The sequence below is a fragment of the Metabacillus idriensis genome (assembly GCF_050483325.1).
GTDB classification, from domain to species: domain Bacteria; phylum Bacillota; class Bacilli; order Bacillales; family Bacillaceae; genus Bacillus_P; species Bacillus_P idriensis_A.
Genome location: NZ_JBCMYF010000006.1, coordinates 231,902 through 256,428, shown reverse-complemented (window position 1 = coordinate 256,428; position 24,527 = coordinate 231,902). Strand labels below are relative to the sequence as shown.

At 40.8% G+C, this 24,527-nt stretch carries 26 protein-coding genes and 1 other annotated feature; of the genes, 2 read left to right on the top strand and 24 right to left on the bottom strand.

Translation table 11 applies throughout. From position 1 onward, the window contains the following. Positions 1-389: 389 nt before the first annotated feature. Positions 390-1,148 carry a TrmH family RNA methyltransferase gene (locus ABEQ24_RS04455; protein WP_430005639.1) on the bottom strand — a complete coding sequence of 253 codons (759 nt, stop codon included), beginning with the start codon at positions 1,146-1,148 and terminating at the stop codon, positions 390-392. 170 nt (positions 1,149-1,318) lie between these two features. On the opposite strand from ABEQ24_RS04455, the gene sspI reads away from it, so the two are divergent. After that, positions 1,319-1,531 (top strand): small acid-soluble spore protein SspI, encoded by a 213-nt coding sequence (sspI, locus tag ABEQ24_RS04450; protein WP_029279208.1) that lies wholly within the window; start codon positions 1,319-1,321, stop codon positions 1,529-1,531. A 32-nt stretch (positions 1,532-1,563) separates the two neighbouring features. Here sspI and ABEQ24_RS04445 read toward each other — a convergent pair whose 3' ends face one another. Both ABEQ24_RS04445 and ABEQ24_RS04440 read right to left on the bottom strand, forming a co-directional pair. Then, complete coding sequence (locus ABEQ24_RS04445; RefSeq protein WP_430005638.1) at positions 1,564-2,649, bottom strand: M42 family metallopeptidase; 1,086 nt, start codon at positions 2,647-2,649, stop codon at positions 1,564-1,566. Positions 2,650-2,713: 64 nt separating this feature from the next. After that, entirely contained in the window at positions 2,714-3,202 is a 489-nt protein-coding gene (locus ABEQ24_RS04440) for a dUTP diphosphatase (RefSeq protein WP_430005637.1), read from the bottom strand. Positions 3,203-3,339: 137 nt separating this feature from the next. Here ABEQ24_RS04440 and ABEQ24_RS04435 point away from each other — a divergent pair, with 137 nt between their 5' ends. After that, positions 3,340-3,735 (top strand): sigma-w pathway protein ysdB, encoded by a 396-nt coding sequence (locus ABEQ24_RS04435; protein WP_430005636.1) that lies wholly within the window; start codon positions 3,340-3,342, stop codon positions 3,733-3,735. A gap of 6 nt (positions 3,736-3,741) precedes the next feature. Here the strand turns inward: ABEQ24_RS04435 and ABEQ24_RS04430 are convergent, their stop codons facing one another. The 21 genes from ABEQ24_RS04430 to ABEQ24_RS04330 form a co-directional block, all read right to left on the bottom strand. Continuing rightward, positions 3,742-4,350, bottom strand: a complete 609-nt coding sequence (locus ABEQ24_RS04430; protein WP_430005635.1) for a TVP38/TMEM64 family protein — start codon at positions 4,348-4,350, stop codon at positions 3,742-3,744. A 56-nt stretch (positions 4,351-4,406) separates the two neighbouring features. Next, the gene (locus ABEQ24_RS04425) at positions 4,407-4,676 is read right to left on the bottom strand and encodes a DUF1294 domain-containing protein (RefSeq protein WP_430005634.1); all 270 of its coding nucleotides are present in this window, start codon (positions 4,674-4,676) and stop codon (positions 4,407-4,409) included. A gap of 77 nt (positions 4,677-4,753) precedes the next feature. Next, entirely contained in the window at positions 4,754-5,113 is a 360-nt protein-coding gene (gene rplT / locus ABEQ24_RS04420) for a 50S ribosomal protein L20 (protein ID WP_070877701.1), read from the bottom strand. A gap of 27 nt (positions 5,114-5,140) precedes the next feature. Continuing rightward, the gene (rpmI, locus tag ABEQ24_RS04415) at positions 5,141-5,341 is read right to left on the bottom strand and encodes a 50S ribosomal protein L35 (protein ID WP_029279195.1); all 201 of its coding nucleotides are present in this window, start codon (positions 5,339-5,341) and stop codon (positions 5,141-5,143) included. A gap of 21 nt (positions 5,342-5,362) precedes the next feature. After that, positions 5,363-5,881 carry a translation initiation factor IF-3 gene (infC, locus tag ABEQ24_RS04410; RefSeq protein WP_165970920.1) on the bottom strand — a complete coding sequence of 173 codons (519 nt, stop codon included), beginning with the start codon at positions 5,879-5,881 and terminating at the stop codon, positions 5,363-5,365. A 58-nt stretch (positions 5,882-5,939) separates the two neighbouring features. Then, positions 5,940-6,069: a sequence feature (ribosomal protein L20 leader region), on the bottom strand. Between the two features lie 135 nt (positions 6,070-6,204). Next, entirely contained in the window at positions 6,205-8,136 is a 1,932-nt protein-coding gene (gene thrS / locus ABEQ24_RS04405; RefSeq protein WP_430005633.1) for a threonine--tRNA ligase, read from the bottom strand. Between the two features lie 345 nt (positions 8,137-8,481). Beyond that, the gene (ytxC, locus tag ABEQ24_RS04400) at positions 8,482-9,306 is read right to left on the bottom strand and encodes a putative sporulation protein YtxC (protein ID WP_430005632.1); all 825 of its coding nucleotides are present in this window, start codon (positions 9,304-9,306) and stop codon (positions 8,482-8,484) included. Between the two features lie 119 nt (positions 9,307-9,425). Then, positions 9,426-10,361 carry a primosomal protein DnaI gene (gene dnaI, locus ABEQ24_RS04395; protein WP_309192423.1) on the bottom strand — a complete coding sequence of 312 codons (936 nt, stop codon included), beginning with the start codon at positions 10,359-10,361 and terminating at the stop codon, positions 9,426-9,428. Positions 10,362-10,380: 19 nt separating this feature from the next. After that, positions 10,381-11,790, bottom strand: coding sequence for a replication initiation and membrane attachment family protein (locus tag ABEQ24_RS04390; RefSeq protein WP_430005631.1), 1,410 nt, complete (start codon positions 11,788-11,790; stop codon positions 10,381-10,383). A gap of 60 nt (positions 11,791-11,850) precedes the next feature. Then, entirely contained in the window at positions 11,851-12,309 is a 459-nt protein-coding gene (gene nrdR / locus ABEQ24_RS04385; protein ID WP_430005630.1) for a transcriptional regulator NrdR, read from the bottom strand. A 72-nt stretch (positions 12,310-12,381) separates the two neighbouring features. Then, positions 12,382-12,780: a cytosolic protein gene (locus ABEQ24_RS04380; RefSeq protein WP_430005629.1), complete on the bottom strand. Its 399-nt coding sequence runs from the start codon at positions 12,778-12,780 to the stop codon at positions 12,382-12,384. 155 nt (positions 12,781-12,935) lie between these two features. After that, positions 12,936-13,316, bottom strand: coding sequence for an adenosylmethionine decarboxylase (speD, locus tag ABEQ24_RS04375; RefSeq protein ID WP_070877709.1), 381 nt, complete (start codon positions 13,314-13,316; stop codon positions 12,936-12,938). A gap of 493 nt (positions 13,317-13,809) precedes the next feature. After that, a complete protein-coding gene (locus ABEQ24_RS04370; RefSeq protein ID WP_430005628.1) occupies positions 13,810-14,832 on the bottom strand; it encodes a glyceraldehyde-3-phosphate dehydrogenase in 1,023 nt (340 codons plus the stop codon). A 123-nt stretch (positions 14,833-14,955) separates the two neighbouring features. After that, positions 14,956-15,561: a dephospho-CoA kinase gene (coaE, locus tag ABEQ24_RS04365; RefSeq protein WP_430005627.1), complete on the bottom strand. Its 606-nt coding sequence runs from the start codon at positions 15,559-15,561 to the stop codon at positions 14,956-14,958. Between the two features lie 16 nt (positions 15,562-15,577). Beyond that, complete coding sequence (gene ytaF, locus ABEQ24_RS04360; RefSeq protein ID WP_430005626.1) at positions 15,578-16,213, bottom strand: sporulation membrane protein YtaF; 636 nt, start codon at positions 16,211-16,213, stop codon at positions 15,578-15,580. 64 nt (positions 16,214-16,277) lie between these two features. After that, on the bottom strand, positions 16,278-17,102 hold the full coding sequence (gene mutM, locus ABEQ24_RS04355) for a DNA-formamidopyrimidine glycosylase (RefSeq protein ID WP_430005625.1): 825 nt from the start codon (positions 17,100-17,102) through the stop codon (positions 16,278-16,280). A 12-nt stretch (positions 17,103-17,114) separates the two neighbouring features. After that, on the bottom strand, positions 17,115-19,745 hold the full coding sequence (polA, locus tag ABEQ24_RS04350) for a DNA polymerase I (protein WP_430005624.1): 2,631 nt from the start codon (positions 19,743-19,745) through the stop codon (positions 17,115-17,117). Positions 19,746-19,891: 146 nt separating this feature from the next. After that, on the bottom strand, positions 19,892-20,827 hold the full coding sequence (hflC, locus tag ABEQ24_RS04345; RefSeq protein ID WP_430005652.1) for a protease modulator HflC: 936 nt from the start codon (positions 20,825-20,827) through the stop codon (positions 19,892-19,894). Beyond that, positions 20,817-21,797: an FtsH protease activity modulator HflK gene (gene hflK / locus ABEQ24_RS04340; protein WP_430005623.1), complete on the bottom strand. Its 981-nt coding sequence runs from the start codon at positions 21,795-21,797 to the stop codon at positions 20,817-20,819. Before hflK ends, hflC begins: the two co-directional genes overlap by 11 nt. Positions 21,798-22,014: 217 nt before the next feature. After that, positions 22,015-23,775 carry a two-component system histidine kinase PnpS gene (gene pnpS, locus ABEQ24_RS04335; protein ID WP_430005622.1) on the bottom strand — a complete coding sequence of 587 codons (1,761 nt, stop codon included), beginning with the start codon at positions 23,773-23,775 and terminating at the stop codon, positions 22,015-22,017. Further along, positions 23,768-24,487 carry a response regulator transcription factor gene (locus ABEQ24_RS04330; protein WP_307431771.1) on the bottom strand — a complete coding sequence of 240 codons (720 nt, stop codon included), beginning with the start codon at positions 24,485-24,487 and terminating at the stop codon, positions 23,768-23,770. Before ABEQ24_RS04330 ends, pnpS begins: the two co-directional genes overlap by 8 nt. Positions 24,488-24,527 lie beyond the last annotated feature (40 nt).

Sequence of the window (24,527 nt, the reverse complement as noted above, 5' to 3'; positions counted from 1 at the left end):
AGCTAGACAACACCGAAAAGCGGAATCGCCCGGTTAGCTCCGACAGACAGATAAGGATCCGCCAGAAAAGGCGCTTTTTGACTTTACTGGCGGATCCGTTCTGGCCGAGGAGCTGGGCGATGGAGCTAGACAACACCGAAAAGCGGAGCCGACTGTTTAGGCCCGACAGACAGATAAGAAATCCCCGGAAAAGGCCGGTTTTGCCTTTTTCGGGGATTTTGTTCTGGCCGAGGGACTAGGAGGCGAAGCTAGACAACACCGAAAAGCGGAATCGCCCCGTTTAGCGCAGACAGACAGATAAGGATCCGACAGAAAGGCGTTTTTTGCCAATACTGTCGGATCCGTTCTAACCGAGGAGCCTGAGCAATGGAGCTGAGAAAACTCCGCTCTTATTGATCACCAATACAGTGATACATAAGAATTCCCGCTGCAATCCCCGCATTAAGGGATTCTGCTTTACCAAGGATTGGAATGTACAGATTTTGATCTGTGAGCTGTAAATATTCTTTATTTACTCCGCTTCCCTCATTGCCAATGAGAAGACCAAACGAAGCTGCTGCTGCCGTTTTGCGGTAATCGACACCATTTTGGAGCGAGGTTCCGTATATAGAGACATTTTGCTGTTTAAGTTCCGAGATTGCCTCATTCAATTTCATTTTTACGATTGGAATGTGAAAGATTGATCCCTGACTGGAACGGACAACTTTAGAATTGTATGCATCAACGGTCCCGTCACCAAGAATGACTCCATCCATTCCTGCAGCATCTGCAGTCCGGATGATTGTCCCTAAATTGCCAGGGTCCTGTATGGCATCTATGAGCACGACCTTTTTCCAGGCACTGATCTCGTACTTTTCTGATTGAACACAGACTGCCGCTGCACCCTGAGGCGATTCTGTTTCAGAGATAGCTTTCATGATTTCTTTTGTGACATATGTAATTGACAGGTCATCTGCATTCCAGTGGGATGGAATGGCCGCTTCTTCTGAAATGATCAATTCTTTAATCACAGATTTATCCTTTAAAGCTTCTTCTACTAAATGCAAGCCTTCAATTAAAAATGTATTGGTAGTGTCACGTTCTTTTTTTGTAAGTAATTTACGCCACTGCTTAACCTTCTGATTTTGCACAGATTCAATTCGTTTCACGAGTATACTGCTCCTTTGCTGCTGCATTTCTTCTATATAATTAGGTGATTCTGAAATCACTTTTTTACATGTCCTGCTTTTCTATATTATATCTTATAAAACATACATAAAAAATACAAAATAACACAGGATATGGATAGGTAAATATTATAAGATGTGGAGTGATAATGATGGATTTAAATTTAAGAAATGCCATTATCTCAAATGTATCAGGCAATGATCAAGGTCAGCTGGAGGATACAATTGTAGATGCCATTCAAAACGGAGAAGAAAAAATGCTTCCCGGCTTAGGCGTTCTGTTCGAGGTAATCTGGCAGAATTCAAGCGAGGATGAGAAAAATGAAATGCTGACGATTCTTGAAGAAGGTTTAAAGAAGAAATAAATGCTGGGCAGTCTGCCCAGCATTTTTTATGATTAATCAAAGGTAATGGTCTTAACGGTTTCTTCGTCCAGACGTTTAATAACCTCTGTAATCAGTTTTACTGCATTTTCATAATCATCGCGATGAAGCATAGCTGCATGAGAGTGAATGTATCTCGTTGCAATTGTAATGGAAAGTGCAGGTACACCGTTTGCTGTCATATGAATGGCGCCTGAATCTGTTCCGCCGCCTGCAATCGCGTCAAATTGGTATGGAATGCTGAGTTCATCGGCAACCCCCACAACAAAGTCACGCAGTCCTTTATGAGATACCATGGATGCATCATAAAGAATAATCTGCGGGCCTTCCCCCATTTTACTTGAAGCTTCTTTCTCTGTAATTCCAGGTGTATCGCCTGCAATCCCGACATCGACACCAAAACCGATATCAGGCTGGATCACGTGTGCTGAAGTACGCGCTCCGCGTAGGCCTACTTCCTCCTGAATCGTTCCGACACCATAAACAACATTTGGATGGTCGGCGTCTTTCAGCCCTTTAAGAACATCAATTGCTATTGCACAGCCGATGCGGTTATCCCATGCTTTCGCGAGGAGCATCTTATCATTGTTCATAACTGTGAATTCAAAATAAGGAACGATCTGATCTCCAGGCAAGACCCCGAACTCCATCGCTTCCTCACGGCTTGATGCACCGATATCAATAAACATATCTTTAATATCGACCGGTTTTTTTCTTGCTTCAGGAGGAAGAATGTGCGGCGGTTTAGATCCGATCACACCTGTCACGTCCCCTTTTTTGGTGCTGATCGTCACACGCTGTGCGAGCATAACTTGCGACCACCATCCGCCTACCGGCTGAAAACGGAGAAAACCTTTATCATCTATTTTGGTAACCATAAAGCCTACTTCATCTAAATGACCCGCAACCATAATTTTCGGGCCGCCCTCTTTGCCTGTTTTCTTGGCTATTAAGCTCCCAAGACCGTCTGTTGTTACCTCATCGGCATATGCCGCTATGTATTTCTTCATGACTTCTCTCGGCTCTCTTTCGTTGCCGGGAATCCCTTTTGCATCAGTTAAATCTTTCAGCATCTGCAGTGTTTCGTCTAATTTCACCATCAGTTTACCCCCCTCTTTTAATAATTACTATTATACTGGACACTGGAAAGTAATTCAAAAATTCTCAATATCCCTGTTTTTGACGATCGTGGTTGACTTCATTTTTTTTAACATAAGCAGCCTCAATCTCTGCAGGTGAAAATCCCAAAGCTTTTCCAAGCAGAAGATACTGTCGAAACAGTTCCAGGTAGTGTTCTTCTGAACGGCTTTTTTCAAACTGCGCAATTTTTTCATAGACTAGTACAAAATGGGTTGTTAAGGAATTCTCATCAGCGGCAAGGTCAAATTCAACCCCATCTGTCATACCGATCTCAATTCCAAGCGATAGAATGAAATGTATGCCATCCACATACTCCTCAAGAATAACGCCTGCTTCAGCCGGGGGCTTTAAACTCCAAAATTTAAAGCATCTTGTTTCATTGGCAAGTTCGCCTACTTCAACAAGCAAGGCTAAAATTTTCTTTTCAAGCAGCGGTTCTTCTTCTAAACCGTGCTGTTTTTCAATTTTTGAATCTAGATCATTCTGCATTTCAAACAGCTTCAAAAAATTCATTGTTAATCACTCCTATCCTCGCCAATTTTAACACTTGCACCTTTTTACTTCAAAAAAATCTGAACTTACATAAAAAAACTGAAACTTTATAAATGCTTCAAACGTATTGTAACAAAATACGTTTGGGAGGCACTACCATGATAGTAATCCTGTTACGATTACTTTTGCTTGCTCTTATTGTCTTTGTCCTTTATTCTCTTGTGAAATATGTGCTGAATCCCAAGCGAAAGCTTGAGCTTGCACAGGAACAAAAAGAGTATTTCCTGCTTGATGACCGTAACAACGTACGCAAAAACTTTTTGTTAACCTACAAGGGTGTTTTGTTCGAAGGCGAGAAATACCTTGGAACAACAGATCAGTCGTTTGAGGTTGTCTCCATCTTTATGTGGACCGGCAGCCCAAGTAACCTCCAGGGACTTTCTCTCGCTGATTTTGAATTTGTTGAAAAAAAAGTCAGGGAACAATATCCGTATGCGGCACTCGACTGGAAAAGTCCAGTAAAAGAATTGTTATTAAAAAGCAAAAAGCCGTGACAGAGTTCACGGCTTTTGCATTGATTTTAGAAAGAAATCATTCCACTTTATGACCACTCTTTTTTCCCTCAGCAAATAAACAAATAAAACCAGCGTTCCAATTAAAACAATCGTTGTAATAAGCGAGAATTTTCCAAAGTATGCCCCAAAGGAAGTAAAACAAAAGGCTGCAGGGATGTGAGTCCAAAAAGAAAGCTTTGCGTAATCTTTAAATGATGTCGACCGGTCAAGAATGCACAAGGATAAAATGGAAAAGTTAACGAACGGGATCATTCTGAGAACAACGATTTGTCCTACCGAAAGTCTCGTGTATTTACCAAGCCATTTTTTCCTTAATCCTGAAAACCGCTCTAAAAAAGAAGGAAATTGTTTTGATAGGATATAAAAGCTTATGCTTGCGACAGTCAGACCGATAATCGAATAAAAAGTTCCAAATTGAGTCCCGAATAGAATTCCTCCAATGATACAGATGACAACCACAGGAATGAATAAAAACTGTCTTAAGATGTGCATAAAGATAAAAAAGAGCGGGGCCAGAAAGCCTGTTGACTGAACTGTTGAAACGACTGCTGAAGTTGCAAGATCGATTGTCCTCACCTCTTTCATGCAGTTCATAAGATGACTTTTTGTGAGTAACGTGTGTACTAAATTGTATCTCTTTTACAGCGGCATTATGACATCTTATATAAAAAATAGCTGAACAGAACGAGATGGATCACCATCAACACAGGCAAACCGACAACAAACGATTGATGCTTCGTTTTATGCCTGAATGCATTCATTCCAATTGTGAGCCCGATTGCACCCCCAATGAATCCAATCAGCCAAAGGGTGCTTTCTTTAATTCTCCATTGTCCCTTTTTCGCTTTATTTTTATCTGCTCCCATTAAGTAAAAGCCGTAAATATTCAATATTATGTAATATCCAATGAGCAGCACCATCAATTCGCACCCTTTCTATGTATATATGTGAAAAAAGGCCATTCTCGGGTCGGTGAGAATGGCCTTTTCAGCAATGATTAGCTGTTTAATTTAGCTTTAGCAGCGTCTGCTAATTGAGCAAATGCTTGAGCATCTGTTACAGCAAGCTCAGCAAGCATTTTGCGGTTTACTTCGATGCCAGCAAGCTTTAAGCCATGCATTAAACGGCTGTAAGAAAGACCATTCAAGCGAGCAGCTGCGTTGATACGAGTAATCCAAAGCTGACGGAAATCGCGTTTTTTCTGACGGCGATCGCGGTAAGCATACATTAATGATTTCATTACTTGCTGGTTGGCAACTTTGTATAATGTATGTTTTGAACCGTAATAACCTTTAGCTAATTTAATAACTTTTTTACGTCTTTGACGTGAGACAGTACCGCCTTTTACTCTTGGCATGTCAATTCCCTCCTATGTGAAAACGAATTATTTAATATTATCTAATAAATGACGGATGCGTTTGAAGTCGCCTTTGCTTACTAAAGTGCCTTTGCGAAGTTTGCGTTTTGCTTTTGTAGATTTGTTAGCAAATAAATGGCTAGTGTAAGCATGTGAACGTTTTAATTTACCTGATCCAGTCTTTTTGAAACGCTTTGCAGCGCCGCGATGAGTTTTCATTTTTGGCATAAGGTATTCCTCCTCGTATCTTTACTTTTCTACTTTAGGTGCTAGAACCAAGAACATGCTTCGTCCATCCATCTTTGGATGCGACTCAATTGTACTTAAATCTTCACAAGCTTTAGAAAAACGGTCTAAAACACGTTGACCAATTTCTTTATGAGTGATTGCACGGCCTTTAAAACGGATAGAAGCTTTCACTTTATCGCCTTTTTCAAGGAACTTGCGTGCATTCTTAAGTTTTGTGTTAAAATCATGCTCATCAATTGTCGGGCTGAAGCGAACCTCTTTAATACTGATGATCTTTTGATTTTTACGTGCTTCTTTTTCTTTCTTTTGCTGCTCAAAACGGAATTTGCCGTAGTCCATTATGCGACATACAGGTGGTTTCGCATTTGCAGCAACTAAAACTAAATCAAGATTCGATCTGGCAGCAATCTCAAGCGCCTCTTGGCGAGATTTAATTCCAAGCTGGTCGCCATTTGCACCAATCAGACGAACCTCACGAGCGCGAATTCCATCGTTTACCATCATGTCTTTGCTAATAATTAGCCACCTCCAAGGATTTTTAACTGAACAGATGAATTGTTTGTGCTACACTTTCTTGAAAAACAAAAAAGTGTGGGCGCACAAAACACCCACACTACGATTTAGTATACTAAGTATATATAGTCGTAAACCTGCAGACTGCAATGATGCGTCGATCAGGTGAGAAGCGGGTGCTTCTGCTTGCAAGACAAACTTCTATTCAATTACCCTGCAAATTATATCACGAAAAAATTTCCGCTGTCAAGTCATGCTGGTTTTATTGCAACAAAATGAATTGTATCAAACATTTACTGGATGTGCAATAGTTTTTTTTTGAGAAGATTTTACCTCTTCACTTCTTTAACAATCCCATCGATAAATTCTTTAAGCGCAATTGTCTCTGATTTTTGTTCTCCGTATTTGCGGACATTAACTGCAGACTCTGCCGCTTCATTGTCACCGACAACAAGCATATAAGGAGTTTTCTGTATTTGCGCCTCGCGGATTTTATAGCCGATTTTCTCATCGCGTGCATCAAGCTCTACGCGGATTCCTTCAGCTTGGAGCTGTTCTTGAACTTTTTTCGCATAGTCAAGATGTACTGAAGGCGAAACCGGAATAACCTGTACTTGAGTCGGAGCGAGCCAAGTCGGGAAAGCTCCTTTGTATTCTTCAATCAAGAAGGCTACAAAGCGTTCCATTGTAGATACGACTCCGCGGTGAATAACAACCGGGCGGTGCTGTTTGCCGTCCTCGCCGACATAATTTAAATCAAAACGCTCCGGCAATAAGAAGTCAAGCTGAACTGTGGACAGTGTCTCATCTTTTCCAAGTGCTGTGCGGACCTGCACATCAAGCTTTGGACCGTAGAAAGCTGCTTCGCCATCTGCTTCAAAATAATCAAGCTCGAGCTCATCCATTGCTGACTTCAGCATACTTTGAGCTTTTTCCCACATTGCATCATCATCAAAGTATTTTTCCTTATCCTCTGGATCGCGGTAAGAAAGACGGAATGAATAATCATTGATTCCAAAATCTTTATATACTTCTTCAATCAATCTCACCACTCGGATAAATTCATCTTTAATTTGATCAGGGCGGACAAAAATATGTGCATCATTAAGTGTCATTGCACGCACACGCTGAAGACCGCTCAGTGCACCGGACATTTCATAGCGGTGCATCGTTCCAAGCTCAGCTACACGAATAGGGAGCTCGCGGTAACTGTGAATATCGTGTTTGTAAACCATCATGTGATGCGGGCAGTTCATTGGACGAAGAACTAAATCCTCATTGTCCATAGACATAGCAGGGAACATGTCATCCTGGTAATGATCCCAGTGACCTGATGTTTTATAGAGCTCCACACTTCCGAGAACAGGAGTGTAGACATGCTGGTAGCCCAGGCGCTCTTCTTTATCGACAATGTAGCGCTCAACGATACGGCGGATTGTCGCTCCTTTTGGAAGCCAGATTGGCAGACCCTGACCTACTTTCTGGGACGTAGTGAATAAGCTCAGCTCTTTGCCCAGCTTGCGGTGATCCCGCTCTTTCGCTTCTTCTAATAAACGAAGATGCTCATCTAAGTCTGCTTTTTTAATAAAAGCTGTGCCGTAAATGCGCTGCAGCATTTTATTGTTGCTGTCCCCGCGCCAATATGCACCTGCTACACTTAAAAGTTTAAATTCTTTTAATTTCCCAGTGGAAGGAACATGTATGCCGCGGCAAAGGTCGAAAAATTCACCCTGCTCATAAATTGTTACTTTTTCGCCTTCAGGAATAGCATCAAGAAGTTCAAGTTTCAGATTATCGCCAACCTCTTCATAGATGGCTTTTGCTTCTTCCCTTGTCACGATCTTGCGGACTACTTCGATGTTTTCATTGATGATTTTTTTCATTTCTTTTTCAATGGCCGGAAGATCTTCAACAGAAATCGATTGTTCCATATCAATGTCATAATAGAATCCATTTTCGATGACTGGTCCAATTCCAAGCTTCACATCTTTGTAAATCCTTTTTATAGCCTGTGCGAGCACGTGTGCAGAACTGTGCCGGATAATCTCTAATGCTTCAGGACTGTCAAGTGTGACAATTTCAATGCTTCCATCCTGATCGATTGGAGTTTTCAAATCAATCAATTCCCCATTGAATTTTCCTGCTAATGATTTTTTTCTAAGCCCCGGGCTGATGGATGCCGCAATATCTTCAGTTGTTGTGCCTGTCTGATATTCCTTTACAGCTCCGTCCGGAAATGAAATTTTTACAGCGTCTGACATCCTTGTCACTCCTTAATTAATATTGAAAAATAAAAAACTCGTCCCTAAAGTAAGGGACGAGTGATTATTCGCCGTGGTTCCACCCTTGTTTCCATTCACGATTTAAAGTAAATGGCTCAAAAAAATCTGTAACGGGAATACCCGTCAGCGATTACTCGGCATCATGCCTTTCACAGCTGAAGTTTAGAGGTGGTAAGCGGGTTATTCATGCCAGGAAGCTCTCAGCCGTGACTTCCCTCTCTTTGCGCCGTGATAACACCCTCATGTCCTCATCATAACTTATCATGTATTTATTACGTATTATAAAATCATTTCCAGGGGAAATCAAGATTATTCAGCTTTTTTTTAAATACCCGCCATTTTTCTCGGATAAATATTTACTCTCTCTAAGAATATATTTTGTATGGTTCTAACCATGCCAAAGTCTGGAGAATCGGTATATAAATGAATTTTGTCAGGAGCAATTGACACAAGCGGCGCCAATAGCGAAGCGTCAATGTACATAGGATGCTGATGAATAAATGATCTGTCAATATACTTCATCAGCTCATCCTGGCTCAGTTTTGCAAACTGTTCATTGTAAACTGTCAGCTCTTTTTCATGCACGATATGAAGCACGTTCACTTTCGTTTCTCTGTTCATGGCATAATCTCTTAAACTCTGAATAAATGTCTGGTATTCCTGCTCGAGCTTGTACTCTTCAATGGCAATCTCAATATATTTATTTAAACGCTCCACATACTGGTGAAGACGGAATTTTATAAAGGATGGAAGCGCAAAAGACAGATTAGGCCTGATAAAATCAGCCAGAGCTTCATAGATCGGAGTTTCCCTTAATGGAAGCTGATCAACTTTCGGAATCTCGCTGCGTTCTCCTTCAATAATCGCCTCGGCAATATGTATGATTTGCTGCTGTTCCTCAGGCTCATGAAAATAGAATCTGTCTTTAATAATGGACAGCATCAAGTGAGATTCTTTGTACTTCAGGATGTAGCGGACGATCACCGGAATCAGAAGGACGTTAATCATCTCAACTGGATCATTGCTCATAATCTGAATGCCATGTTCCTTTATTCTAACAATCTCAGCTTTCCATTTATCGCGTTCATGATCAAGCATATTATGGACTGTTTCTGCTTCATGCGGAGAATTGAAAAATATTTCAATCATGGTTGTCCCCCCTTTTTAGCCAATACCTGATTTCATGTATATGGCGGGGAACTGTGAAATAGAATCGTTTTTTAGGGAAAATAAAAAACACAGTCCTTTTAGAACTGTGCCTTGCTCAGCTATCTCTCCCGCCAATTTCGGCCTTTTAATTCATAAGGATCGGCAAGATATTTAATTCTCTCCATGATTCGTGCGGATTTGACAGGTTCTTCTTCCCCTCGCTGTGTAACACTTAAATGACTCTGCAGATCTTTCATGCTGAAGTTTGATGTGAAAAATGTCGGCAGATTTTCAAGCATGCGGTATTGGAGGATAGACCCTAAAATATCATCCCGAATCCAGCTGGACATCGCTTCTGCACCAATGTCATCGAGCATAAGCACTTTCACTTTTTTAACGGCATCAATCTTGTTTTCAAGTGAATTGTCATGGAGTGAGCTCTTCAGTTCTCTCATAAATTCGGGAACATAGACGAGCATCGAAGGGATTTTTTTCTTGGCGAGCTCATTTGCAATGGCTCCAAGGATATAGGTCTTGCCCACTCCAAACGAACCGTACAGATACATTCCCTTCACATTCTTCCCTGCTTCATATTCTTCGCTGAAGCTGAGAACTGTATTGACAACTCTTATTCTGCTGTCTTCTTTTAAATCAATATCTTCAAGCTTAGCATTTAAAATATCACGGGGAATAAACATCGATTTAATTAAAGCCTGATGTTTCTTGCGCTCATCCTCTGCTTCCTTCATTGGGCAAACCTCATATTTTAAATCGATCGTTTTCCCCTGAAGAATAAGCTGCGGGTGATATCCTTCAACCAGGTTCTTACACTCTGAAAGGCTCGGACAATCTGCACACCGCTTGCTTTGGCCGATGTATTCATACAGCTTGATTAGACTTCTGTTAATCATTGCATCATCAATTTCCAAACGATGTTCACTCAGAAATTTTTGAATGTCCGGATTCTTCATAATTTGCGCTTTCATCGCACTCATCCGTTTTTGAAAATCTTCACGGTTAGCAAGTCCGCTTAACGTTTTATTAATCGATTCCAATTAAATTCACCTCCACAGGTTATTCTGACTGCTGCTGTCTGTATTGTTTTATTTTTTCTTCAAGCCTTTTGCGCTCGATATCCACTTCTGTTTGATTGATTTCTTCTTTAGTTTCAGGTTTTTCCAGATCTTCTTTAAGCCACTGAGGCAGCTTCTCTTTTCTAATCAGCTTTCTGCCGGTTTTAGTAACAGTTTTCTTTTCTGCCCACTCCTGGTATTGCCTATGCTCCTGCTTTGCGAGCTCCATTGCGGATCTGACAGTGGCTATTTGTTTCCTTGCCCAATGACTTGCAATTTTCTGCACATACGATTTCGATAGCTTCATATCTGTTTTTAACATAACATAGTAAATTAAAACATTAACAACGCCAGGATGAAGCTTCTGCTTAAACATGACTTCTTCAACAATCTGCAAATCGGCTGGAGTTGGTTCAATTCCATCTGCAAGATCCATTAAAAACTGTTTTGGCGAAATTGAATCAAGCTGTCTGATCAGCATTTCCTCCTGAGATGGTTCTTTTTCAGGTGAAATTTCAGACCTTAGAAAAGCAGGCTGGGTTTTATCGGCAAGTGCAGGCAGCTTTTCGCCGTGTTCAAATTGATACCAGTCTCTTGCAGCTTTTCTCAAGCTGTCAATTTGGATGGTTTCATTTGCGTCAATGGCATTCATCACGACATTTTTCATTTCCATGGCATTAATCCCATATAAGTATGAAAGCTTTTTAATGGTTTCTTTCACTTTCTTCGTTATGGATTTTCTGGGAATGACCGCTTCTGACAAACCTGCAAAAAATAAATCAAAATCAAACACATCATCTGTCATTAAAGGCGATGCTGCTTCACCAGAATGATAAAATTCTGTTCCTTTTTCAGGTTCAAGGTCTTCTTGAACTTCATTTGTGAGTCTCGAAATCAGTTCACTCGGCTGCAGAGATTTAAATACCTCATTAAACGGGCGCGTAATTTGAATGAGATCAGAAGACAGGCTGCTGTCTGCAAAAAACTTCTTCAGCTGATTGTATTTATTTTTCCCTACACGATTATATAAATAGATGTTCAAAACCCCATCCTGAAAAAAATCAGCAGGCTTAAGGGGAGGCATCAATTCGTAGATATACAGCTTGGTGTCACTTTGTTCTTTTTGAAACGTCTTTAATAATCCGATTCCCTCAAGCTTAATCCGCTCTTCATAGATTTCTCTAAGGTTGCTCTGCATGAGGGACATCAGCCCATGATGAGTCGTTTCCTCACTCCACATCCGGTCCTGTTCAAGCTCCGCCCAAAGTGTCATATAAAGACCATAGCATTTTGCACCTAATAGCGGCTGATAGAGCAGCGTCAAAACTTTCCTGTCAAAATCCTGCAGGACACCATTCATTTTGACCAAATACCGATCCACAGGCAATAACTGATTCCAATGCTTGTCCATTACTTTCCCTCTATTTCATAAGTTAAAAAAAGAGCCTGAAGCGATTCCTTCACGAGCTCTTTATTTCACCTTTTTAATCAGTTCTGATAACTCTTGAATGAAAACATTGATATCTTTAAATTGACGGTAAACAGAAGCAAAACGGACGTATGCAACTTCATCAACATGCGCAAGCCTGTCCATGACCATCTCGCCGATATCTTCACTGTTCACTTCTGAAATTCCTTGATTTCTTAATTCTTTTTCAATATCCTGAACGATTTCCTCTAATTTCGGAAGTGGCACAGGACGTTTTTCACATGCTTTAATCAAGCCCCGCAGGATTTTATCCTTGCTGAACTCTTCTCTGACGCCTTCTTTTTTCACAACAATCAGCGGAATTTCCTCCACTTTTTCAAAGGTTGTGAATCGGAATTGGCATTCCTCGCATTCACGTCGTCTTCTAATTGATTTCCCTTCATCAACAGGCCGAGAGTCAAGCACTCTTGTTCCATTATGCTGACATGTTGGACATTTCATACTACCAGCTCCAATCCAAAAGCATCAGGGTTGTATCCTTATTTTATGAAAATAAATGACATGCAGCAAGAATCACTTTGAATGCAGTCCTGTACCTATAAACGGCAGTGCTTTGTTCAGCCTTTCATAGGAATCAATAATCAGCTTGCGGCTGAATCCGAAATCACTTGCCAATTTAGTATCTGTTGATACATTAAAATCAATAGCTGTTTCATAAGGTCTTACCGAAACAATCGTGATAATCATCAGTGCTTTTTTCGGCTTATCGATCACTACGCCGATTTCTCCGCGGTCTTCTGATACAGATGTTACCGTCGCTCCCGGCTGTTTGCTGAATGATTGTTCAACTGCTTCCATTGCCTTTTTCGCAGTTGTTTTATAATAATGGCTCTTTAAAGCGTCGTCATAATGATTTTCGGATGTTTCCTGGCCTGTAGAAAGAAAAACCTTCATTTTTCGCAGCATGCTCATAGTCGAAGTAAAGCTCCTTTTATTGTTTTCTGTATGTAAATTTGTCATTCTTGAACAATTGTGCAGGCAGCACTGAGTTCAAAAAATATATAGGAAGCATAAGAAAAAGAGGTGCAGTTCGCACCTCTTTTATTTTACATTAAAATCATTCATCATTAAAGAGCTTTTACTTGAGCTTGTTTAACTTGTACAGGACCCATGCCGCGCGGAATTTCGATATTCTCGCGAGTTTGTGCTCCAAGAGCTTCTGCAATATAGTCTGCAGCAATATTCGGATTTAAATCACCGCATGTGTATACATCGATGCTTGCATATCCGTGTTCAGGAAAGCTGTGGATGGTTAAATGTGATTCAGAGATGATAACAACTCCGCTTACACCTTGTGGAGCAAATTTATGAAAGGCAACCTCGCGTACTTCGGCACCTGATTTTAAAGCAGCATTTACAAACGTCTTTTCAATGTATTCCATATCGTTCAGCTTATCAAAGTCGCATCCCCATAATTCTGAGATAACGTGTCTTCCCATTGTTTCCATTTTTAATGGATCCCCCTTTAGCAAAATTAGTTTACATGAATTCTTCGCAAATGGATTGTTCAACTACCACGGGGGAAAGTTAGTCCAAAGAGGTCCTAACCCTTTAAGTAGCCACAAGGCCGCGCTTAGTAAGAAGTTCACGAAAAATAGTATACTTCCTTTAGTTTGTTTTTGCAACAAACTTTTTTCGAAAAAATAGAGCACCTTTTCTCACATGAACCGCAGAGCCCGTCAAAACTCATTTTTTAAGCAGCCTATTTTTTGATTAAGATACTCAAATGGCGATTGCCTGTTAAAGCTGATTGACTGGCAATATCCATACATTTACATAATCCTTGGGCAGCTAACACTCCTTTTAAGTGAAAAATGCAAGCGCTTTGGTTAAACCGATTCCTGCTCACCGAAGCTATGCGCTTGGCAAATCATTACGGACAGCCCATTAAACAGCAAAAAACAGGCTGCAAGCGCAGCCTGTTTTCATTTTATCATCCTATTAAACTGCAGACAGCTTCTTCATTTTTGAAGCAACAAACTGGACTAAGTCAACGACTCTGCAAGAATATCCCCATTCATTGTCATACCAGGCAAGCACTTTTATTTTGCGGCCCGCCATCACCATTGTTGATAAACCATCAATAATTGCAGAATGAGGGTTTGTGTTGAAATCTATGGAAACAAGCGGTTCTGTCGTGAAGTCAAGCACTCCTTGTAAAGGTCCGCTTGCAGCAGTCATAAATGCCGAACTTACTTCCTCAACCGTTACATCCCTTTTCACATCCACTACAAGATCTACCAGTGAAACATTTGGTGTCGGCACTCTGAGCGCCATGCCATGCAGTTTCCCTTGAAGATGCGGCAATACAAGCGACAGCGCCTTTGCGGCTCCTGTAGTAGTAGGAATAATGGACTGTCCGCAGGCTCTTGCTCTGCGAAGGTCTTTATGTGGATTATCTATGTTTTTTTGATCATTTGTATAGGCATGCACTGTCGTCATTAATCCGTTTTCAATTCCGAATTGCTCATCGAGAACTTTCACAACTGGAGCGAGACAGTTCGTTGTGCAGGAAGCATTTGAAATAATAACGTGCTGCTCATTATTGTAAGCCCCTTCATTTACGCCCATCACAATTGTTACGTCTTCGTTTTTGCCAGGTGCCGTCAAGATCACTTTTTTGGCCCCTGCCTGAACATGGTACATGGCTTTTTCGCCGTCATTGAACTTACCCGTTGCTTCAATGACGATATCGATATCCATCAATCCCCAAGGCAGATCCCTTGGATCTCTGAAATTCAGCAGCTGAATTTTTTGACCATTTACAAGTAAATAATCATCGAATGGAATAACTTCTCCATCGAATTTCCCATGATTCGTATCATATTTTATCATGTGCGCCAACGTCTCAGCAGGATAGCTTGCGTTAATCGCTACAATCGATAAATTCTCTTCAAAGATTGCTTTTCTAAAAACCATTCTCCCAATGCGACCAAAACCGTTAATGGCAATCTTCGCTTTCATACCATTACCCCTTCCGGATTATGTGATATACTAATATATGCTTAATTTCATAAATAGTATATCACATTTAACCACTATTAGGATGATTAAATTCGTTTTTTTTCAAAAAAAAAGAATCAAGCTTCATTCAGAAGCAAGATTCCATTTTTTCATCAGATCTTCGAATTGGTTTTTTGTTGACTGAAGCGAGCCGTTGTTATCAATTACTTCGTCTGCTTTCTCTTTTTTGTCTTTTAGAGGCAGCTGAGACTGAATCCGCCATTCAGCTTCCTGCTTTGTCAATTGATTCCGGTTCATCAGCCGCTCAAGCTGTCTATCTGGGTCAACATAAACAACAAGCGTAAGGTCTGCCATATGTGATAAATTGCTTTCAAATAAGAGAGGAATATCCAGCACTACGGCAGGCTCATTTCGTTTTACAGCATCCTCTTTCTGCTGCAGCATTTCCCTGCGGACTGCAGGATGAACGATGCCGTTCAGTTTTTTTCTCTCTGTTTCATTTTGAAAAACGATGCTGCCTAACTTTTCACGGTCAATTGAGCCATCATCTTTTAAGATGACCGGACCAAATGTTTCCACCACTAAATGATAAGCAGGTTCTCCAGCTTCCACTACTTGTTTGGCGATTACATCTGCATCAATGACCGGGATATTCGCTTCCTTAAACATGTTTGAGACTGTGCTTTTGCCGCTTGCTATGCCTCCTGTTAATCCAATCGCCAATGTCACTTTGATTCCCCCTTGCCTAAAGCTTCCAGATGCCTATAATAATGAGCAGGACACCTGGTAAAAAAGTGAGTTTATCCATCCAGGCAAACCGTGAAAACAGATGGCCCGATTTGATTCCAAACGCCACAAACAATGAGCTCATAACAGCTGCCAGCAAACTGGTCATTATTGGAGAATAACCTAATAGAGCAGCGCCGATGCCCGCTCCAAATGCATCCAGTGATAACGCAAAACCAAGCAGCAGTGCCTCTACTCCTGTAATGGTTCCGGATTTATCTATATCTGCCGCAGTTGGCCTGCTCAATATATTTATCACGATGCCAAACGATTTAATCTCTAAGTTGAGCAGAGTTTTCTCCGATTCTTCCTGAGTCATTTCCTTTACCGGACGAAAAAACTGATAAAGAACCCAGGCTCCAATAGCCATTAAGATGATGCCTCCAAGTTTTGCAGTCAGACTATGAGGAAGAAAGGATGTGAGCAGATGCCCAACTCCCATCGCTAAAAGCAACGTCACTGCTGAACAGCAGGCAATAATAATAATTGACTTCAACGGCATGCTCATTTTTCTTAATCCATAGGTAAACCCGACTGAAAAACTATCCAAACTTACAGCAAATGCTAATATAAAGAGTGATGCAGCTGCAACCATAAACCATGCCCCTTCCGCAAAAGCTACGGTAGTATATGACAATGGCCTATGAGTTGTTAAAGTCTTATCGCTGGCAGTTTTCGCAGTAGTGTGTCCCTCTGCCCCCTACAGCTGTTTTGACTAGTGTTTTTCCGCAAACTTTACACGGTTCATTCGTTCTTCCGTAAACAAACAATTCAAGCTGGAACATACCAATCTGTCCTTGTGTGTTGACGTAAGATCTTATGGTGCTTCCGCCTTTTTCAACCGCTTCGCTTAAAGTAAGAATAATCTCATGGTGCAGTTTTATTATTTCTTCTGCCGACAATTCGTTTGAAGGGCGTTCAGGGTGAATGCCTGCACGGAATAATGCCTCATCAACATATATATTCCCAAGTCCGACCATCACTTTTTGATCCAGCAGGACAACTTTTATTTTACGATTTGTTTTATTGAGCTTTTCGCTTAGATAACTTACTGTAAAATACTCAGAAAAAGGCTCAGGTCCTAAATGAGATAAAGGAAGATCGAGTTCTTCCTCTCCCTTTTTGAAAAGATGCATTGTTCCAAACTTGCGTACATCTTTATACCTCAGTTCTGTGCCGTCTGTCATCACAAATACAACATGTGTATGCTTATCAATTGGGTCAGAGTCCCTGTAAAGGCCGTACCTTCCTTCCATTCTCAGATGTGAAACGAGCACATAATCATCCAGGAAAAATTTAAGAAACTTTCCCCGTCTCCCTACATCATTGATTGTCTGGCCAATTACAGCATCCTGAAACTGCTCGGTCACTTCAGGTCTTTTAATCATTTTTGGCCAATGGATATAAACCGCTGCGATTGTTTTTCCTTTTACAAGTTCAATAAGTGTCCGTCTGACGGTTTCAACCTCTGGCAATTCAGGCATCTTATCACTTCCTTATTTTGCGTCATACCAAGATGATCCGAATGAATAATCAACTTTAAGCGGCACCTTCAGTTCAACTGCATGCTCCATTACTTGCGGAACAAGTTTTTCGAGAATCTCAATTTCATCTTTAGGAGCTTCAAAGATCAATTCATCGTGCACCTGCAGCAATAATCGCGTTTTCAGTTTTTTCTCTTTCAGCTGTGCAGACATATCAATCATCGCTTTTTTAATGATGTCAGCGGCGCTTCCCTGTATTGGGGTATTCATAGCCGTTCTTTCGGCAAAGCTGCGCACATTAAAATTCCTGCTTGTAATCTCGGGAATATAACGGCGGCGCTGAAGCAGCGTTTTTACATAGCCATTTTGCTTTGCTTCCTGAACGATTTCCTCCATGTACTCTTTAACACCTTCAAAGCTTTCCAGGTAACGCTTAATAAATTCCCCCGCTTCTTTACGGGTAATATTTAAGCTTTGAGATAAACCGTAATCACTGATTCCGTAGACGATTCCGAAGTTTACGGCTTTTGCCTGTCTTCTCATATTGGAAGTCACGGCGTCAGCTTCAACATGGAAGACATCCATTGCTGTTTTTGTATGGATGTCCAGATCATTCTGAAAGGCTTCAATCAAATTGCTGTCTCCTGCAATATGGGCAAGAACTCTGAGCTCAATTTGAGAATAGTCAGCAGCGAACATGACCCAGTCTGACTCAGAAGGGACGAAGGCCTGACGAATTTTACGGCCTTCTTCTAGCCGGATCGGAATGTTCTGCAGGTTCGGATCTGTTGAGCTTAACCGTCCAGTCTGCGTTAAAGTCTGAACGTATCTTGTATGAACTTTATTTGTGTCGCGGTGAACAACTTTAAGAAGTCCCTCAATATAGGTTGACTGCAGTTTCCCAAGCTGGCGGTAGTGAAGAATTTCCTGAACGATTTCATGCTTATCCGCAAGTTTTTCCAGGACATCAGCCGAAGTAGAATAGCCCGTTTTCGTCTTTTTAACTGCCGGAAGCTGAAGCTTATCAAATAAAATGACTCCAAGCTGCTTCGGAGAATTAATATTGAACGCTTCACCCGCCAGGTTATGGATATTCTCTTCAAGCGTTTTTAACCGTTCCGTCAGCTGCTGCCCCATATCGTTTAAACGGTTCACATCCACTGTTATTCCTGTTGCTTCCATCTCAGCCAAAATGATTGAAAGCGGCATTTCTAGATCACGGTAAAGCTCAAGCTGTTCATTCTCTTCAAGCTCAAGCTGCAGTTTTTCTCTGACTGTTTGCAGAGCAATGCCTTTGCGCACTAAGTGTTCCGCAAGTTTTTCTGTGTCAGGAATGCCTCTCTTGGCTCCTTTTCCAAATACCGCCTCATTTGACTGAACAATATGTATCCCTTTATGGCGGGCAACACTTGCAGCATCATCAAACGTTTGTGAAGGGTCGAGGATGTATGCCGCAAGCAAAACATCAAATTCAACCGCATTCAGATCAATCCCCTGCCAGTGAAGAGCCACAATCGATTGTTTAGCATCATACACAGTTTTGCGCTTTGTATGATCTGATGCCCACTTTGAAAACTTTTCAGAGGTTAAAGCCAGTTCAGTCGGAACATAAAAATTTCCGTTCTCATTTATAATCGCAAGACCGATAATGTCGCTGTTATGATAATTTTCTTCCAATACTTCAACGATTAAAACAGCTTCATCTGTAAGCAGATCATCTGTTATGTCTTCTGCAATTTCATATTGGACATCCTCAATTGGCTGTTCCTCAATCTCTGCTTCCGCTCCAAGCTTATCAAGCAATGAATTGAATCCAAGTTCTTTGTAGATTCCTACAACGTTCTTTACATTGTAGCCCCCGTACTGCACATCGGCTAATGTTATTTCTACAGGTGCAGCACAGTTGATTGTTGCAAGCTCCTTGCTCATGATGGCCAGATCCTTGTTTTCTTCAAGCTTCTCTTTTAACTTCTTCCCTGTCACATGATCAAGCGATTCGAGGAGCCGTTCAAGCGTTTCGTACTCCTTAAGCAGCTTAATTGCCGTCTTCTCTCCAACTCCGGGAACTCCGGGGATATTATCAGAGCTATCTCCCATTAATCCTTTCATGTCCACAATCTGAGCGGGAACAAGTCCATATTTTTCTTGAACAAACTCAGGTGTATAGGAATCAACGTCTGTAATTCCTTTTCTCGTAATATCAACCGTGATATGCTCTGAAACAAGCTGGGTTAGATCTTTATCACCCGAGATGACTTTCACTTCATATCCATCTCTCTCAGCTTGCTTTGATAGAGTTCCGATAATGTCATCCGCTTCAAAATTAGGAAGTTCATAGCGTGAAATGCTGTAGGCATCCAGCAGCTCTCGTATAAATGGAAACTGCTCAGAGAGCTCAGGCGGAGTCTTCTGTCTTCCGCCTTTATATTCTTTATATGTTTCATGTCTGAAAGTTGTTTTCCCGGCATCAAATGCAACCAGAAGGTGTGAAGGTTTTTCATCCTCAAGAATTTTCATAAGTATCATAGTAAATCCATATATTGCATTCGTATGTACACCTTTATCGTTATTCAGCAATGGCAAGGCAAAAAAAGCGCGATAGGCAATGCTGTTCCCGTCAATGAGAACGAGTTTTTTTGTCATTCAACCGAACCTCCTGTAGGTAAGAAATACACCTTATTCATTCATTTTCCATAAAAAAAACCCTTGATTTATCTTCCTCTATTCTACCATGAGAGGCAGAAAGAAAGAAAATCAAGGGCTCATTATTTCTGTTCAGCAAGTTAGGTTTATTCCGTCTCACCCATCAATGTTTTGGCATATCCGGAGTCAAACGGCATGATGATGACTGTTTCATTGCCGATTGTTTTCTTATAGGATTCGAGTGTTCGATACAGTTCATAGAAGGCCGGGTCTTTTGAATAAGAGCTATTGTAAACCTTACCTGCTTCCTTTTCACCCTGGCTTCGGATGACGTCTGCATCTGCAGCTGCTTTAGCAAGCATTTCTTTTACAGTCCGGTCTGTGTCTGCAATGATCGTATTTTTCCGCGCATCTCCCATGGATAAATACTCCTGTGCTGTTGACTGCCGCTCTGAAATCATTCTGGTGTAAACCGATTCCTCATTATCTTCCGGCAGATCTGTCCGTTTAATCCTCACATCCGTTACACTGATGCCGTAACCGTCTTTTTCAAGAAGAGAGTTCACAATCTCTGTTACTTTATCGTTAATGCTTCCCCTGGATGATTTTTCATCGTTAATGATCTCATCATAGTTTAATTTCCCAAGCTCAGAACGAACAGTTGAGAACGTAAATTCTGCCATCTTTGTTTCAGCGTTTACAAGCGTTCTTGCATTGGCAATCAATTTTTTCGGGTCATCGACCTTCCACACAGCATAGTTGTCGATCAAGATCCGTTTTTTATCTTTTGTGTTTATTTCCGCCTCTTCTACATCAAAAGTCATTTGGTATTTGGGAATGGAAGATACCGTTTGGACAAATGGTACTTTTATGTGCAGACCAGGTTTTTCAATAATTTTCACAACTTCTCCAAACTGACGGATTACTTTGTACTCATTTTCTTTCACGACAAACAGATTTGTAAGCAGGACAATGGCAAGGATGAGCGTTAAAATCAGCCAGATTCCCGTACGGATATATTTTCGGTATCCGCTGAAATCTCTGCGCTGATCTTTCATATTGACTAGATTATCATTGGCCATTTTTTTCACTTCCTTCTTCACCTGATGCTTTTGGCTTTGTCTCTGCTTGCTTTTGCATTTCGCCGATTGGGAAATACTTCATTGTGCTGCCGTCATCTTTCATGAAATAAATAGTTGCTTCCGGCAGTACTTGATCGATGGTTTCAAGAATCAAACGTTTCTCTGTAATCCCTTCAGCATTCTGGTATTCACCCAGAACGGCATTGAATGTAGCTACCTCACCGCGTGCTTTCTCAATTCTTGCCGTTTTATCCCCTTCAGCTTTTGAGATTAATGCATTTTTTTCTCCCTCTGCTTCTTGAGTCCGCTGATTTGAATATTTTTTTGCTTCGTTTATTTTTGTGTTCATTGTTTCACGTGCACTTGTTACATCTGTAAAGGCTTTGCGCACCTCATCATTCGGCAGATCCACATCCTGAAGCTTAACTGCAAGAATAGAGATCCCGATATCGTATTTTTCCACAAGGGAGATCAACAGTTCCTGTACATCTTCCTCAATTTCTACCTTTCCGGATGTTAGTGCATCATCAATAATTGAACTTCCGATAATACTTCTTAAAGATGCAGATGTTGCATCATATAATATTTCCTGAGGATCCTCAGAGTTAAATAAATATTTTTCAGGACTGGTTATTTTCCATTGCACAACCATATCAGCCAAAACAATATTTTCATCACCTGTAATCATTTTTGTGTCTTTTGGAAATGATTTTACATCTCCATCCTTTTCTGTATAGCCAAACTGAAGACTGAATGTTTCTTTTGACAGTTTTTCTACAGATTGAATCGGCCACGGCATTTTAAAGTGAAGACCGGGTTCACTGATGCCCTCTTCCACTTCGCCAAATGTGATAATTACAGCCTGATCCGATTCATCCACCGTATACCAGGTAGTAAATGCCAAAATAGCTAGAATAATAACTAATAAGACAGCTCCGATTATTGTATAAATGCGCTTGATGCTGATCATTTCTTTGCCCCCTTTTCACCTTCACAAATATTTACGCAGGTCAGGTGAAAAGGTTTCATTTTTTTGGAAGTATTTTAACTATTAGAACAAAAAAAGGGACGAGAACAGGGAATGTTCTCGTCCAAAAGATTGGCTCCTTGGATGAAGGGGTTTTCACTTATTATATTATCAGCACTTTATTAAGAAAAATTAAATGTGATGTAAAAATAATGTAAACCTACTCCAAATGATGATTTTTTTTCAGTTTTACTGTGAAAGTAGTTCCTTCACCTACCGTGCTGTTCACAAAAATCTGCCCCTTATGCGCTTCAACCAAATGCTTAACAATAGCAAGTCCAAGCCCTGTTCCGCCCGAATTTCGGCTTCTCGCTTTATCTACTCTGTAAAAACGTTCAAAAATCCTTGGAATTTCTTCTTTTTCAATTCCAATTCCTGTATCACTGACAATAAATGCTGCGTGACTTTCCCCGTCTTTTAAAAACACCTGGACTTTGCCGCCTTTAGGTGTATAGTTCAAGGCATTGCTAATCAGATTAATAAAGATTTGCTTTAGACGGTACACATCCCCAAACACAAACAGTTCATCAGAATTCACGTGAAGTGATAACTCTATTTCTTTCTCATCTGCTTTGCTCCTAAGAATGATAATGACTTCTTCAAGAATTTCCTTTGCATTGCAGTTTTGAAGGTTGAGCTTAAAGCCCTGCTGTTCTATTTTTGATAAGTCAAGCAAGTCCTGAATCAAGGTTTGCAGTCTGTCACTCTCTTTAAGAATAATGGATAGAAAATACTCCAGGGTCTGCCTGTCCTCGAGTGCTCCGTCAAGCAGCGTTTCGGTAAAGCCCTTAATGGATGTAATTGGCGTTTTCAGCTCATGTGATACATTCGCAACGAAGTCTTTTCTCATTTGCTCAAGCTTTTTCAGTTCCGTAATATCATGAAAAACAAGAACGATGCCTTTCCATTCATCATTGGTGCCAATAATCGGCGCACCGTATACTTCAAAATGTCTGCGTTCTATTTTAAGAGGAAGATGCAGCTGTTTTCTCGCCTTGATTTCGGTCATAAAGATGTGCTCTACCAGATCAACAATTTCTTTATGCTGAAAGGCTTCATAATAAAGCTTATATAAAAAGTCGGTGGACTCTATATTGAATAATTCTTTATAGGCGCGATTGACTAGATTGATGTATCCTCTTCCATCAATCAAAATCAAGCCGCTGCCCATGTTTTCTATTAATGTCTGGAGACGGTCCTGCTGCATTTCCTGAGCACGGTTCATATCCTGGAGATTTCTTGCCAGAACATTGATGGATTGACTGAGCATGCCGGTTTCATCAAGATGGTCTTCATACGTTCTCGCTTTATAATTTCCTTTTGCAAGCTCCATAGCCACTTTTGTGGCGGATTCAATCGGTTTTGTATAACGGGAAGTAATCCTTACAGCAAGCAGGAGAATAACGAGAAGAGCCAAACCAAGGCTCGCAATAAGAAGACCCCATATTTGCTGATTGATTTTCTTTAAGGAATTTTCTGTTGAGCTAAGAATAATATAGCCCTGCTTCACATCATTTTCAATGTAAGGCAAACCATAGAAATAAAGATTTTCTTCCTCGATATTGAGTTTGAATCCTTTGCTTGAATTGCGGTGTTTTATAAGAATTTCTTTTGCAATTGCCTCATGATCCTGCTGAAAAGGCCCCGCATCCTTTAATACATTTCCGTTTCGATCATAAATGGTAATATGAGATTTGATTGTTTCGCTGTAGTTTTTAAGAAACGAATCGAAATCAGGTGATGTAAATCCCTTTTCCTTGATCAAAAGGTCCGTTATTTTTGCTTCTTCTTTTATCCGCTCTTGAAAGGAATTCATATAATAACTGCCGAAAATTTGTCCAAGAAGCAGCCCAAGGCCAATTAAAACCGCAATGATCAGCGTGATCAGAGCAAAAATCAGGCGTGAACGAAACCTATTCATCCATTCTAGGCTCCTCGAGCTTGTATCCCAGTCCCCTTATCGTTTTTATGTAAAGCGGCTTTTTGGTATTCCGCTCTATTTTTTCACGCAAGTGGCTGATATGCACGTCAACTATTCGCGTATCTCCGGCAAAATCATAGTTCCAGACAGCACTCAGCAGCTGATCCCGCGTCAGCACGCGCCCCTTATGTCTGGCTAAATAAACAAGAAGCTCAAATTCTTTAGGAGTCAGCTCAAGACGTTCATCCCCGTAATATGCTTCGTAATGTTCCGGAAGGATTTTAAGGTCTCCAATCATCATTCTTTCAGAAGTATCAAGCTCTTTAATTTCTGTATCAGATGATGTCTGTGTTCTTCTTAAAATGGCTTTAACCCTCGCAACAACTTCCCGTGGACTAAAAGGCTTTGTCATATAATCATCTGCGCCAAGCTCTAAGCCAAGAACTTTATCAAATTCATCATCTTTTGCTGTCAGCATCAAAATCGGCACCATGATTTTCTTTTGTCTGAGCTGTTTGCATACCTCGATGCCGTCCATTTTTGGAAGCATGAGATCAAGAACCATTAAATCTGGTGATTCATTCAGTCCCTTTTCAAGACCTTCTTCTCCATCGATTGCTGTAATTACTTCAAAACCCGCTTGAATAAGATTGTATTGAAGCAAGGTTAAAATTGATTGTTCGTCGTCTACGACCAGAATTTTCTTACTCATATAAGCCTCCACCAAATAGTTTTACCCCAAACAATCCAAA